Consider the following 14,240-nt stretch of genomic DNA (forward strand, 5'->3'; position numbering starts at 1 on the left):
TCCATCGGCATTGGTTCAACAGAAGCTATTCATGGTGCTCCCGGCTGATTCCATCGGATGCTTCCTTCAATCGGTGCAGCACATCCTCCCAATGCGCCTTCATCTGCTCCCTGGCGTACAGATCCTTCAACTTCTCCTGATGGAAGCTGATGGTCGTTCCCCCCTGCTTGGTTGGCAGAAGGCGGATCTGCAGGGTCGAGGGGACGCTCCAGCCGGCCCGCTGCCATGACATCCGAAGCTGGTGCATAGGCTTGACGACGCGCAGCTCCCCATGATTTCCCTCCCGTGTCGCAAAAGCCGTTCCCCGAGCAAGCTCCAGCGTCTCGACCTCTCCCAGCCATAGGGACAATCCCTCGGGTGAAATCAGCAATCGCCATGCCTCCTCCTGCGTGATCGGCAACGTTCTGCGGACCCCGACCTGAAATCCCGCAGCTGCGGTCAAGCCGACCGGCTTTTGCTCGGAGCGTGTAATTTGAGACTCTTTCATAAACAGATCCCTCCTTTTTTCATACCTGCCTTTGATCACAATCAATAGTTAGTGCTAACTATCTATTCTTGTAAAAAAAACGTCGTTCTGACGAGTTTTTTCCTGTACCGTGGCGAAAATTTGGGGGCACGAGGCTGGCTCTCACGGCCTCATGGCCCTTGCGAACAGCGAGATCCCGTTCTCCAGAAGCCCCGGCATACTCCCGTCGGTAATCGGCTCCGCTTCGAACAAGCTGCTCATGAACGCCCCGTAATTCATCCACATGAACGACAACGCCGCCGCTTCCGAATCGGTACTTGCTGCCTTTCCCTCGCGCTGCATCTGATCGAAATACTCCGTCAGCATCTCCTTAAGCAGCCTCGGATGCCGTTGGGCCTGGTCCCTAAGCGGCTTCAGCTCTGGCTCCTGCAGCACGATGCGGATCATCTTCCGGTTGCGGTTCATGCTCTCTTGGTATCGCCGGCTGATGAGCAGCAGGTCGCTCTCCAAATCCGAGACCAGCTCTTCGTCAAACACACGCTTCATTTCCCCGGCGTAATAAAAGCGCTCGATTGCTGTCTCCAGCAGATTCTGCTTGCTTCCGAAGTTGCGGAACAGCGTCATTTCGCTAACCTCCGCGGCTGATGCGATTTCCTTGGTCGATACTCCCTTGTATCCCTTCAAGGCCATCAGATCGATTGCCGTCAGCAGCAGTCTGTCTTTGTTGCTCATCGTTTCCCTAAGCTTCACCTATGCTCCCTCCCCATTTCGTTTGTTAGTGCTCACTATCGCCCTTTTTGTATGATTGTAGCCCCTTGCACTTTTGTTGTCAATAGAAGGTAATCGGGCGTGAGGCTCTGCTTTAACCCACGCGCCCTCAATCTTTGCTCAAGCCAGAATGCATGCAGGCTTTAGCGGCTCCCCGTTGCTTCGCAAGGGCCGTTCGTGTCAGCAGCCCGTCCAGCCCGTCCCTTAACAGCTTCACGCTCCTGCAGCACGATACGGAGGGAAGCCGAGCGTGATAACTGCGCCCCCCTCCTTGCGGTTGGCAGCCATGATCAGTCCGCCGCAGCGCTCGACAATCGCCCGTGCGATGGCCAAGCCGAGACCGGATTCCCCGTTCTTCCCCTTTACGAACCGGTGGAAGAGGTATGGAAGGAGCTCCTCGGCGATTCCCTCCCCGTCATCGGAGACGGACAGCACCACCCGTCCCTTCTCAATGCCGGCGTGGATGTAAATATGCTTACTGGCGTGCCTTGCGCCGTTAGTGACGATGTTCAGGAGAGCCTGCAGCAGCTTATCGCGGTCCGCATATACGATTAATGTTTCGTTCTTGGCATAGGAAAGATGCACGGACAACCCCTTCTTGACGAGGACCGGATTGATCCTCTCGACGGCTTCTTCCACCAGCTCTTTCAGGTGGACGGGAGCCGCCCGGAAAATATCCTCCTCGCTATCCAGCTTCGCCAGCAGGGTCATTTCAGTTACGATATTTTTCATTCGGCTGCTTTCGCTCATGATGATGTCCAGCCCCTTGCGGATATCCTCCCCTTCGAACACGCCATCCCGGATGCCTTCCGCATATCCGGAGATCGACATGAGCGGCGACTTCAGCTCATGGGAGGCATTCTGGAAAAATTGCTTCTGCACATGGCTATACCGCTCCAGCTCGTTCGCCATTTCATGGACGGCTTCCGCCACAATGCCGATTTCTCCCGGAGCGCCCACTCGCCGGACCTCCGAGAACTGACGCTCCTTCACCTTCTTCAGCTCTTCCCGAAGCAGCATGAGCGGCTTGATCAGCTTTTTCGTTATAAATAGACTTAGGATCAGCATCATGACCGCCCCGGCGCCGAAGACGAGCAGCAGCCGTCCCAGCAGCGCCTGCTCGATCGCCTTGATCTTGCTGATCGGCGTGATCAGCGTAAGCGTGCCTTGAGGCACCGAGGTAACCTCCGTAAGGAAGAGATCATCTTTCAGCATCTGCCGGACCGTCAGGCCTTCGGCAATCCCGACAGATCGGCCCTCGGTACCCTTGATCGGGGCTGCTTCCGCCGGGACCGCCGCAGGAAGCGGCATGGAGCTGACCACATTTCCCTGCATGTCCGTAATGACGGCAGCCACGTCGACGATCGGGTAAGTGGAAATCCCGCTCGCCATTGCCAAAGGGGCTTCTTCAATCGGAATCTGCTTCTCAGCCGCGCTGACCAAAGTTGCTGTCATTTGAGCTCCAATGGACTGCATGTCTTTCCGCTGCGTTCCGATGAAATGGTCAAGAAGCACGTAATGGATGATCACCGCCGTCACTGACAGAACCGCGATCAGTGATATCGCAAACGCCAGATTAATCTGATGCACCAACTTCATGGCAATATCTCTCCTCCTTCGGCCCGCATTCGGTATCCGTGTCCCCAGATCGCCTCGATCGGCAGCTGCTCCACCTTTTTCCGTAGACGTTTGATCAGATGGTCGACCGCACGGTCACTGCCGAAATAATCATCCCCCCATACGGAGGTCAGCAGCTCGTCCCGCGTAAACGCGCGATTCGGATGCTCGGCGAACACCCGGAGCATCTCGAACTCCTTGTTGGTCATATCCACTTCAGCACCGTCCCAGAATACGCGCCGCTCGTCCGGCAGCAGCCGGAGACGGCCGTTCGTAATCCCTGCAGACATGGACGCAGGCTGGAAAGCTCCGCCTGTATGATTGAGTTTATACCACCGGCTCAGCTGCCGTTTGATGCGGGCCACCAGTTCGCGGGGGCTGAACGGCTTCACCATGTAATCGTCGCTTCCGAGCTCAAGCCCCAAAATTTTGTCCACTTCGCTGTCCTTGGCGGAAATCATGATGATCGGCACTTCGGCCTCCGTACGAATTCGCCGGCACAGCTCGAAGCCGTCCATGCCAGGAAGCATAATGTCGAGCACCCACATATCCGGCGGATTCGTCCGCCACAGCTCCCAGGCCTCCTCAGCAGTTCCAAGACCGACCGTCCTGTAGTTTTCCTTACGCAAGTAGGCCTCCACCAAGTTACGGATATGCTGGTCATCGTCAACGACCGCAATCAGCACATTTGCATTCATTTCATGTACCTCCGGGCTTTATCTTCTCCCAGTATACCAAGCGGCGGTCGGCGAATGGGAAATGCCATTATTTTTCCACAAAAGCACCAACGTTCTGCCAATGCCGATCTGTAAATTGGAAGCTGTAAGACAACTTATCCCCCAAAAAAGGAGTGTTACGATGAATCACAAGCATGTTTTCGGCAAGCTGGCCCTTTCGGCCGCTCTGCTTGCGGCATCCGCCGGCACGGCCCATGCCTCCGCAGACTCGTCTACGACCGATCGATCCCTTCACAATGTGAAGATATACCACACGGAAGCCGGTCCGGTCGCTTCCTCCGTTCGCATACTGCCTGATCCGCTGGAGCTGGCCAAGCGGTACGCACCGGAGACGCTGAAAGACTGGGAGCAGGCGCTGGAGAAATACAAGAAGCTGGCCGTAGCGGAAGGGAAGGCCCTCTTCATTACGGCCGAAGCCGCTCCTTTCGAATCGGATCCGGAAGCACAAGGAAAGCCTGCGGCCATCCGCGCAGCAGCCGTTGCAGCAGTTAAAGCGCTGGACATTCAGGGCCAAGACATCAAGGAATTGAAAGAGGCTGCGAAAACGGTTGAAATTACAAAGATCCTGGGAGATTCAGAGATCTTGGGAAATTACGAGATAAAAAGTGATGCCGGCCTGGTACATGTCGCGAAACCGAGCGATATCGCGGAACAGGGTTTCCCTAAGCAATGGGTGAAAACGATCATACGGCATGAGCTTAAGTCCGATGATACGGCTAGCGACACAATCGTCTCCCCTATAGAAGCGAGCATTGCTATCAAAGCGGCAGCAGCCGTATCTCCGGACGGTATCCCTATTGAAGCAGCTCCAGGCCACCATAAGGAATTTAAGGCCGTCAAACTTACCGAGAGCGATATCGCATTCATCGAAGCGCGAATGGAGCTTGCAGAAGCCGTGGAATCGAAGGATTCCGCAGCCATCAAGAACGCGCTGGCCCACCTTCTTGAGCAGTACAAGGCACAAATCACCCAACTGGAGCTGAAGGCTGCGAAGGAAGATGCCGGGCGATGAATAGCCTTTAGGAAACGATAAACTAAAATTCAAGAACAAGCCCTGCCCGGGTTGGGCAGGGCTTGGCTTGGCGGACCCGGCAGGCTTGATGCTTGGCCCAGGCCAGGCAGTCGTTATAGCTGACCCGCTTCAGGATGGCTTGCTTGCTGGACCCGGAAGTTCTGTTGGAGAGCCTAGGCTTGGCAAGTTTGTTGGCAGGTCTGGCCGGGCAGAGGCTGCTTGCTGGATCCGGCAAGTTGTTGGCTGGACTAATGTCATGCAGGCTTGGGTGTGTCGGCTGGCCGAATTCGGCGACCAAGCTTGCCAGACTCCAGCGCCCGATTACGATTTCTTGGCCAGCACCTTGACCAGCTTCATCGCCGACCGCATGCGGGGACGTTTCAAGTGCGCCTCGACATACCGGTAATCCGTCAGGATTACGCCGGCATCCCGCATCCCGTAGGCAAAATCATCGTCAAACAAAAGCTTGAACTCCCACACCCGCTTCTCCCAGTTCGGAATATTCGCCTCCATCCAGTCATCCTCCACTCCCGGATGGACATAGGTTTCGCATACGCCTTCCGGCAGCCGATACAGTCTGGCAATGATCGATTGCTTGAAGCTGTCGTACGTCTCCCCCTCCAGCTTGGCGAAGGGATGCGAGAGCAAATAATCCGGAATCGGAACCCCGAAGGTATCGGCTAAGCCCGATGCCAGCGCTACCGGCCGCTCGATGTTCGGCAGGGAGCGGAGCAGGGAGTCCTCCGGATCGATATAGCGGAAGAGCCGCACCGGGAGTTTCCAGCGGGAGGTCTTCCACAGCATCTGAGGGATGAGGCTGCGCCCCGTCTCTATCCCGTACAGGCTCCCCATATGATTATCGACATGGCTAATCCGGATCCCTGCCCTGCGGGCGAGCCGGTACTGGGCTTCCAGTTCCTTGAGCACCGCTCCAGCCTCAGCGCCTTGTTCGAACTCGCGGACCGTCCGGTATTGGTAGCCTTCGGCATCATGAAGCGAGGAATGTCCGGTCAGGCTTCGCCATCGCAAGGCTTCAAATTCGCTGGTCATCGTCAGATGCAGACCCACATTGGCCTGATTCCTGCGCGATGCCCAGGCTGCCGCCTCCTCGAATCCGGGGGCAACCGTCATAATAGTGGCCGATGATGCCTTATTCTCTTCAAGCAGGTGCTGGATGGCCTGATTCATCGGCCCGCTCTGCCCGAAATCGTCACAATTGATGATCAATCTTCGCTCCATGCTCATGCACGCCTCCGATCGGTTTAGAAAATTCGATTTTGGTAAGGAAGGATACGAGGAATGAAACGACCAGCAGGCATAGCGGAACGACGCTCATTAAATAACGGAAGGTCGATTCCGGATCGCTTCCCGGGTTGTCGCCGCTTTCATATCCAAAGATGATGCCGACCACCCAGAAGGCAAGCGCGGAGATCAGACCGCTCGAACGCGTAATAAACCCGCTCACGGACGTGTAGATCCCCTCCCTCCGCAAGCCTGTTCGCAACGCATCCTCATCGATGATACTGCCGCTGACAACGGCCGGGGTCACCAGAAAGCCGGCAAGCCCGAAGCCGACGCCGATGCCGGCCAAGATGCCGCTGACCAGGTTAAAGCCGAACCAGAGCGGAATGACCGACAGACCGTATATCGCCAAGGACAGCCGCCAAGCCTTCACGCCGTCCATGCTGCGGATGATCCGGTACCAGACGAACACGAGCGGAATGACCGATACAAATACCGACGCCAGCAGCAGCGACACCTGGTCGTCAGGAATCTTCAGCACATATTTGGCATAGAAGGGAATCGTCGAGCTAATAAGCCCGTTCACCGTCTGTGCGAACGAATTCGAGATGTTGAATACCCAAAATTTCTTGTTGCGGAGCGTTTCCCGGAATGCCGCGCCAAGCGGGAGCGGGTCTGCTTCCCGATAAGCCTCCAGCTCCCGGACGCTCATCATGCATATGAACATGAACGCGCCGAACAGCACCGCATATAGGATCGCCATGTTCGAGAACCCCATCGCATCGTACAGAATCGGCGTCACGGCCGTACCGATCAGCAGAGCAACGACTTGATAGCCCTGCTGCACCGCCGAAGCCTTGGCACGAAGACGGTCGCCCCGGAACAGCTCCGGAAACAATGCCCCGTAATTGACCCACAGCACCGTCGCTACCGCCTCGTAGAGAATTAGGGTTATCAGAAACCACGTAAAAAGTCCGTTCTGCCCAAGTCCCTCCGGCGGGGAAAATACGAGCACAAAGGTGAGCATAAACAGCGGAATCGCGCCGAACACCCACGGCCTGCGCCTTCCGAATCTTGTCTTCGTCCGATCGGACCAATACCCCATCAGCGGATTATTGACCGCATCCCAGATTAGAAAAACCGTCCGTGCCAGAGATGCCAGCCCAATTCCCAATCCCAGCTGATCCACATAAAAGAAGATGTAAAAGGAGCTGAACGCCTGGCTCGGCACCATCATGGCAAACATCCCGAGCGAAAATGAATACGGCGAATTGACCCAACTGCGCTTCATGCGCATCCCCCCACCAAAGGTCCATCCTGGAATGGACGATATTGGTGTACAGTATTCGCCGCAGCCTGGGTTTATACCTGCTCACGCGCCCGGGGCCCGATTATGAGCAAAGCACTTGCCAAATGAGTCTCGCGGGACCCTTCTCTTATACCGGCTTGCCGCTTCAGGCCTGCTGTAACAACAGGAAAAGAAAAGCCGCTTCGCCAAGACCGGCAGGTCTTGAGGCGAAGCGGCATGGTTACCGCGAATGCTATATGGTTGAACGGTCTACAAACAGCGGATCCACAAAGCTTCGGCAATATTGCTCGGCAATCTGCTCCGCGCTGTATCCCATGTCGCGCAGGAACAAGATAATATCCGCACGCGGCAGCGAGGCCATCATGACGGAAGTAAACTGCGGATCCACGGGCATCAGAACGCCTTGTTCCGCCGCATCCTCAAGCAGAGTCTTGATCTGCAGCCGCAGATAGGTGAAGGGCGGATTTTCGCACAGATGATTCTTGGTTTCCTCCAGCCTGTCGGAGGTCAGCATCACCCGAAGCCACTCCAAATCCTCATTAAAATGCAGGATCACGCGGGTGATAATCGTCCGAATCCGGACGGCGACCGGTTCATCACTGTTGCGAAGATACTCATCCAACTCCTGCAGGAACCGATCGATTTTCGCTTCCATCAAGGAAAAGCATATCTTGCTCTTGCTTGGATAACGGCGATAGAGCGTGCCTTGACCGATCCCGGCCGTTTTGGCCACCTGATGCATGGATACGTCCTCGACCCCGTATTTATTAAACAACGCTTGAGCCGTATCCAAGATTTTTTGACTCAATTCGTCATTCTCTTTTTTGCTCAGAATGCATGCATCCTTTCCCATCGACACAGGAATCTTTATGCGGCGGACCGTTCCTGTTCAGAAGGCGTAGATGCGCGTTTCACGAACAGACCCAGCACCAATGCGGCAATTGCCAGAACAAGCCCGGTGATGAAAGCACTATGAAGGCCGGCTATCATACTCTCGACCGGATTCAGATCCCCGGTTGTCACGACATAATTTTTAGCTCCTGCTGTCATGATGCTTATAAACAGCGCCATACCGACGGCCCCCGCTACCTGCTGAAGAGTATTCATAATCGCGGTTCCGTGCGGGTACAGCAGTCTCGGCAGCTGATTCAGAGCCGTTGTTTGGGCAGGCATCATGACCATGGATATACCTATCATCATCATAACATGAAGGAAGATGACATAACCACCCGTCCATGAAGCGTTAACGCGCGAAAACAGGAAGATGGCAATAACTAACAGGACGAGTCCCGGAATGACCAGCACTCTCGGCCCAAACTTGTCGAACAGCTTGCCCGTGATCGGCGCCATCAGTCCGTTGATAATACCGCCCGGCATCATGACAAGGCCGGCTGCCAGCGCCGTCATTCCCAGTGCATTCTGCAAGAACAGCGGCAGCATGATCATCGTGGAGAACATGCTCATCATCAGCACAAGCATCAGAATCGTCACCAGCGAGAACATCGGATATTTGAAGGTACGCAGGTCCAGCATCGGCTCCTTCATGCTCAGCTGACGCCATACGAAGAGCAGCAGGCTGATAGCCCCGGCCGCGATGCACCAAATAACCACCGGATCCGACCAAGAGCCTTCTCCGGCACTGCTAAAGCCGTACACGATGCCCCCGAAGCCGATCGTCGACAGAATGATGGAGATGAAATCGACCTTCGGTTTCGTAAGCTCTGTTACATTTTTCAAAAACATAGCTGCAAAAATAATGGAGAACGCAGCCAGCGGCATAACGAGGTAGAACAACCAGCGCCAATTGAGCGCGTCAACAATCAAACCGGACAGCGTCGGTCCAATCGCCGGGGCGGTCATAATGACAAGCCCGATCATCCCCATGGCGGCTCCGCGGTTTTGGGGCGGATAGATGCTGAGGATCGTATTCATCAGCACCGGAATCATGAGACCCGTTCCGACTGCCTGCAAAATGCGGCCGGTCAGCAGCACCCCGAATACTGGAGCGAACCCGCATATAATGGTCCCGACAAGAAATAGCGACATCGCGCCGATAAACATCTGCCTTGTCGAAAACCACAGTTGAAGCAGCGCCGTGATAGGCACGAGAATGCCGACAACGAGCATGTAAGACGTGGACAGCCATTGCACCGTCGCCTCACCGATGCCGAACTGCTCCATCAAGCTTGGAAACGCGATATTCAGCAGCGTCTCATTCAAGATCGAGACGAACGCGCCGATAATCAGCGCGGCGACGATCGGTCCCCTCTTTATCTTGCTTAAATCAATTTTGGCCGAACTCGGCCCCACTCCCATATCCAAAAATGTATCCTCCTTATCTCTATATACGGACAATTGTCCGTTAGCGTGGTATTATTCTAACGGACAATTGTCCGCAAGTCAAACTGAAATTTAAAATTTTACATATTCTTTACAAAGAAAGGGTATGTCCGGCCTCCACCGGCCCGGACATACCCTTAACCATTCGTATTCCATTTGATTCAACTCCAAACCCGCTGTCGGCCAAACGAGGAGTAGAGAACAACTTGCTTACATGCTGGAAGCTCTTCAGGTTCTCTGCAAACACTGCAAATGCTTTACGAGTTCAGCAGCACCTTCTCCTTGTACACCTTCGCCCAGCCCTCCAGATTGTTCGTGCAGATCAACAGGTCCGGATACTGTGCGAGGGACTCGAGCACCGACTCATCGTCAGGCGTCCACACAATCAGTTGAATATCCCTCTTTCGCGCTTCCTCCAAAAATTCAGGCGTGATAAACACGTATTTTACGGACACATACTTTGCCCTTAATTGATCCAGATACGGAAATACCGATGGCGTTGCCCCGTAAATAACCAGGCCAAGCTCGATGTCCGAATCCAGGGTCCGGGCCCGCTCGATCGAATAATGATCGAAGGAGGTCAGGAACACCTGCTTCTCCATGCCCGCATGCCGTACCGTCTCGATCACCTTCTGCTCCAGCCCCGGATAAGCAAGGCCTGTCTGCTTCAGCTCGATATCCACCGTCATGCGGTCTTTCGCCAGCAGCAGCGCTTCCTCCAGCGTGGGGATGGCTTCCCCCTGTCCGGCATCGAGTCGCCGGATCTCCTCGAACGTGAAGGACTTCACCTCTCCGGTGCCGTTCGTCGTCCGGTTGACCGTCGGATCATGGATGACGACAGGCACCCCGTCCTTCGTCAGCTGAACGTCCAGCTCCAAATGCGTGCACCCAAGCTCCAGCGCCTTCCGAAAGCCCAGCATCGTATTCTCCGGATATTTCAGCGGATATCCCCGATGGGCCAGTCCACGTACTGTCATCGTTCAATTCCCCCTCGTAAGCTTTATGGTTATTATTCCATGATGCGGCCTGCCGCCGCAACATGGAAAGGCCCCGGGGAGCGAGCGCCCCGGAGGCCAAGGCATGCCTCTTACTTAAAAGTCGAATTTGCCATAGCCGCTACGATATGCTTCTGCATGACCGTAAAGACGAGCACGATCGGAATAATCGCCATGACGCTCGATGCCATGATGATATGGAAGAACATCGCTTCATTGCCTGCAATGGAATCGCGAAGCATCGCGATGCCGACCGTAAGCACCCGCATATCGTTATCATTGGTCATGATCAGCGGCCAGAAATACGAGTTCCAGGTCGAGATGAAGATCAGAACGCCCATCGTTACGACGGTCGGCAGCGCCATCGGGAGCAGCAATTTGTACAAGATGGAGAACCGGCCGGCACCGTCGACACGTGCCGCCTCCAGTACATCATTGTTGATCGATTTGAACGATTGCCGAAGCAGGAAGATCGCATAAGCCGAAGCGCCATGAGGCACGATCAGGGCCAAGAATGTGTCCAGCCAGCCCAGCTTCGACATCATGACGTATACCGGCACGAAGGTAACCTGCTCGGGGACGATCAGGGCAGCCAGCACGAGCAAGAACAGCGCATCCCGTCCCCGGAATTGCCCTTTCGCGAACGCATAAGCCGCCATTAACGCTACGTTCAGCTGCAGGATGATCGTCCCTACGGCCATAATCAGCGTATTGCCGAAATACCGCGCGTATGGAATGACGCGGAAAGCTTCGGCGAAGTTTTCCCATGCGAAGCTTTGCGGCCAGAACGTCGGTACGGCCATCCGCATCTCTGCCTGCGTCTTAAGGGAGCTGATCAAGAGCCAATATACCGGAAAGAACATGACCAGAGTGACCAGGACCGCCGCTATAATGCGAAGCGCCATGAGCAGTTTGCGGTTTGCGGCCGAACCGGCCATATAATTATCCCTCATAGTGCACCTTCTTCCTGCTGACCCACATCTGAAACATCGTTAACAGCAATATAATCACGAACAGAATCATGACAAGCGCAGAAGCCCTTCCCGTTTTGAATTCGACGAAGGCCATCGTATAAATCCAGTATACGATCGCGTTGGTGGCCTTAAGCGGTCCGCCATCTGTCATGACATCGATGGATTGGAAGACCTGCATCGACGAAATGAAGCTGGTAATAACAAGGAACAGCGTCATGGGCGACAAGAGCGGAAGCGTAATGTTGCGGAACTGCCGAAGCCGACTGGCTCCATCAATGGAGGCCGCTTCATAATATTCCGCCGGAATTCCGCGCATACCCGCAATGAACAGGATCATGGCAAAGCCAACGCCCTTCCAGACCGAGACGGCGACAAGCGCCGGCAGCGCGGTGGACGGATTGATGAGCCATTCCACGGGATCCATTCCGAACCAGGACACCACCTGGTTCAGAAGCCCGTACTGCCCGTTATAAATCCAAGTGAACACCATGGCCGCGATGACCATGGAAATGTAATACGGCATGAAGATCACGCCCCGCATGAATCCGAACAGGCGGGAGGATGACACGTTGAGCAGCAGCGCCAGCAGCAAGCCGATCGCCAGCGTAAAGACGACATCCATGAGCGTGTACAGGAACGTCACCTTCATCGATTGATAGAACTCTTCGTTCGTCAGCAGCCGGGTATAGTTGTTCGCTCCGACAAATTTCATCACCGGGCGCGTCATGTTCCAGTTCGTGAAGCTGATATAAATGGAGTACAGGAGCGGAAAGTACAGGAAAGCCCCCATGAATACCAGGGCCGGCACCGAAAAGGCAAAGTCCTTCCATTTCTCGATGACCGAATTCGACACCCGTCTGGATACGGAAGCGGACGCCCGGTTGGGCGCCGCCTTGTTTAATTTTGGATTGGTTCCCATAGACATCACTCGTAATCCATCAGAATATCGTTAATCTTCTTGGCCGCTTCCTGCATTAACGGCACCGGATCTTTCTTGTTAAGCACCATCTCGCCGATCACTTCCTTATACACCTCGCTGAATTCCGGATAAGCCGGATGCTGCAGGCGCGGAGTCACTTCGTCAAAGTGCTCGTAAACCGCTCTGTATTGAGGCCATCTTTCGAAATATTGGTCGCCTTCTTCCGATTCGATGGCCGATTTCCGAGTTGGCAGGTAGCCTACCGATTCCGCCCACTTGATGTTATGCTCGGCTGCGGTCATGAACTCGATAAACTTCCATGCAGCTTCCTTCTCCAGATCCTTGGCGCCGTTCATCATCACGATGCCTGCACCGCCAATATTAGAGGTACGCTTCTTGTCGCCAGGGAGGAAGGATACGCCCACTTCAAAATCCGCATTCTCACGGTACATTTTCAGCATGGCCGATGTGTGCTGTACCATTGCGATCTCGCCGTTCAGGAACATTTGACGCATATTGTCGGAAGCGCCCTTGCCGAAGCCCATATGCATGCTGCCTTCGTTTTGCCACTTGTAGAAGTTTTGGAGGTAGCGCAGGGAATCCTCGTTCTCCACCGCCGATGCGCTCATATCCTCTGTCAAGATTTGCCCGCCGCCGTTAATGTTCCACGGATCGTAGTACCAGGTATCCCAACCAGGAACGGAGAAGGCATACCGTGTCGTCTTGTCGCCTTCCTTCTTCACGACTTTGGCGTTGAAGGCTTCAATCTCGTCCCACTTCTGCGGCGGCTCTACGCCGAGCTCGTCCAGCATCGTTTTGTTGTACACGAAGACGCTGGTGCTGACGATCAGCGGGAAGCCGTACTGCTTGCCGTTAAATGCATACGCGTTCAACATGCCTTGCGCGAAGTCATCCATGTTCACTTCGTCCCGTTTGATCCATGGTCCCAGGTCGGCGAATACGCCGCTGTCCGCAAAGTTCGGCAGGGAGGATACTTCCACGTTCGTCACAGCCGGAACGTCGCCAGCGGCCACGGCAGCCGACAGCTTCTTATGCAGATCCGGATACCCGCCTTGGAATACCGGTTCGACTGTAATGTGCGGATACTTCTTCTGAAACTCTCCAATCATGTAGTTCAAGCCTTCCAGTTGTGCCTCGGCATGCGAGTGCCAATACTGGATTTTGATCGGCGTCGTATCGTTCTTCAAATCCATCGAAGCCGCTTCCACGTCATCGAGGTTAACCTCGCCCCCTGCATTCCCGCTTCCTCCGCTGCCTCCTGCGCACGCGGTCGTCATGATCATCACAATGGTCAACAGCGTAAGCAACCATGTTTTCTTTTTCATCAATGTTCTGGCCCCTTTCGAATGTTTCTATCACTGCATATCTGCTGTCTGTGATTCAAAGCCTGGATATCTCCTAAAAAATGCGCACAAAAATAGAGACGTTAACGAGCAACCAAAAGAGCCACCACCTCCTAAAAAAGCTAAAGCAGCTGCCTCCCAGGGTTATCTCATCGTCTCCACCCCTAGCGATATGCAATTAAGCAAATTCATTCACTGCGGATCAAACCGCCCAATGAAACACGCACGACTTCGTGTTAGCGACGGTTGATCAAGGGAGTATTAAACAAGCGTTAGTCTAAACAACCTCCTGTTCAAACGGCCATTTCTATGAATGCGCTTTCGGTTATGGCTGCACAAACAATGGATTGGAGTTATCATACCGGCTTTAGCCTCTTCCAATCCTTCAGTTATTCGCCGCCTCACCCAGGAGAGCGCTTTCAGAATAGCCAAAACTGCTCTCAAGCTGTGTCTATCATGTTTAGTATCTATCATAGAGGAATTAATTAGCAGGAGTC

At 54.5% G+C, this 14,240-nt stretch carries 14 protein-coding genes; 1 reads left to right on the forward strand and 13 read right to left on the reverse strand.

What is annotated here, in order from left to right; all coding sequences use genetic code 11:
- Window positions 1-25 precede the first annotated feature (25 nt).
- From NST44_RS02975 to NST44_RS02990, 4 genes are all read right to left on the reverse strand, one after another.
- Complete coding sequence (locus NST44_RS02975; protein WP_007130607.1) at window positions 26-487, reverse strand: SRPBCC family protein; 462 nt, start codon at window positions 485-487, stop codon at window positions 26-28.
- A 141-nt stretch (window positions 488-628) separates the two neighbouring features.
- Window positions 629-1,216, reverse strand: coding sequence for a TetR/AcrR family transcriptional regulator (locus NST44_RS02980; protein ID WP_007130608.1), 588 nt, complete (start codon window positions 1,214-1,216; stop codon window positions 629-631).
- A 231-nt stretch (window positions 1,217-1,447) separates the two neighbouring features.
- On the reverse strand, window positions 1,448-2,833 hold the full coding sequence (locus NST44_RS02985) for a sensor histidine kinase (protein WP_007130609.1): 1,386 nt from the start codon (window positions 2,831-2,833) through the stop codon (window positions 1,448-1,450).
- Window positions 2,830-3,549, reverse strand: coding sequence for a response regulator transcription factor (locus NST44_RS02990; RefSeq protein ID WP_007130610.1), 720 nt, complete (start codon window positions 3,547-3,549; stop codon window positions 2,830-2,832). Before NST44_RS02990 ends, NST44_RS02985 begins: the two co-directional genes overlap by 4 nt.
- A 160-nt stretch (window positions 3,550-3,709) precedes the next feature.
- On the opposite strand from NST44_RS02990, the gene NST44_RS02995 reads away from it, so the two are divergent.
- Complete coding sequence (locus NST44_RS02995; protein ID WP_007130611.1) at window positions 3,710-4,600, forward strand: hypothetical protein; 891 nt, start codon at window positions 3,710-3,712, stop codon at window positions 4,598-4,600.
- 22 nt (window positions 4,601-4,622) lie between these two features.
- Here the strand turns inward: NST44_RS02995 and NST44_RS03000 are convergent, their stop codons facing one another.
- The 9 genes from NST44_RS03000 to NST44_RS03040 form a co-directional block, all read right to left on the reverse strand.
- Window positions 4,623-4,898 carry a hypothetical protein gene (locus NST44_RS03000; protein ID WP_138919332.1) on the reverse strand — a complete coding sequence of 92 codons (276 nt, stop codon included), beginning with the start codon at window positions 4,896-4,898 and terminating at the stop codon, window positions 4,623-4,625.
- A gap of 23 nt (window positions 4,899-4,921) precedes the next feature.
- Window positions 4,922-5,839: a polysaccharide deacetylase family protein gene (locus tag NST44_RS03005; protein WP_034273828.1), complete on the reverse strand. Its 918-nt coding sequence runs from the start codon at window positions 5,837-5,839 to the stop codon at window positions 4,922-4,924.
- Window positions 5,811-7,133, reverse strand: a complete 1,323-nt coding sequence (locus NST44_RS03010; RefSeq protein WP_007130613.1) for an MFS transporter — start codon at window positions 7,131-7,133, stop codon at window positions 5,811-5,813. Before NST44_RS03010 ends, NST44_RS03005 begins: the two co-directional genes overlap by 29 nt.
- 250 nt (window positions 7,134-7,383) lie before the next feature.
- On the reverse strand, window positions 7,384-7,959 hold the full coding sequence (locus NST44_RS03015; RefSeq protein ID WP_232239381.1) for a TetR/AcrR family transcriptional regulator: 576 nt from the start codon (window positions 7,957-7,959) through the stop codon (window positions 7,384-7,386).
- A 59-nt stretch (window positions 7,960-8,018) separates the two neighbouring features.
- Entirely contained in the window at window positions 8,019-9,467 is a 1,449-nt protein-coding gene (locus NST44_RS03020) for an MDR family MFS transporter (RefSeq protein WP_373872011.1), read from the reverse strand.
- A 281-nt stretch (window positions 9,468-9,748) separates the two neighbouring features.
- Window positions 9,749-10,468 (reverse strand): glycerophosphodiester phosphodiesterase, encoded by a 720-nt coding sequence (locus NST44_RS03025; protein ID WP_340897787.1) that lies wholly within the window; start codon window positions 10,466-10,468, stop codon window positions 9,749-9,751.
- Between the two features lie 110 nt (window positions 10,469-10,578).
- Complete coding sequence (locus tag NST44_RS03030; protein ID WP_007130617.1) at window positions 10,579-11,439, reverse strand: carbohydrate ABC transporter permease; 861 nt, start codon at window positions 11,437-11,439, stop codon at window positions 10,579-10,581.
- Complete coding sequence (locus tag NST44_RS03035; protein ID WP_007130618.1) at window positions 11,429-12,379, reverse strand: carbohydrate ABC transporter permease; 951 nt, start codon at window positions 12,377-12,379, stop codon at window positions 11,429-11,431. Before NST44_RS03035 ends, NST44_RS03030 begins: the two co-directional genes overlap by 11 nt.
- Before the next feature lie 5 nt (window positions 12,380-12,384).
- A complete protein-coding gene (locus NST44_RS03040) occupies window positions 12,385-13,725 on the reverse strand; it encodes an ABC transporter substrate-binding protein (protein ID WP_007130619.1) in 1,341 nt (446 codons plus the stop codon).
- Between the last annotated feature and the right edge of the window lie 515 nt (window positions 13,726-14,240).

Origin of the sequence: Paenibacillus sp. FSL W8-0919 (assembly GCF_038003785.1) — a bacterium.
Lineage (GTDB): Bacteria > Bacillota > Bacilli > Paenibacillales > Paenibacillaceae > Paenibacillus_AQ > Paenibacillus_AQ lactis.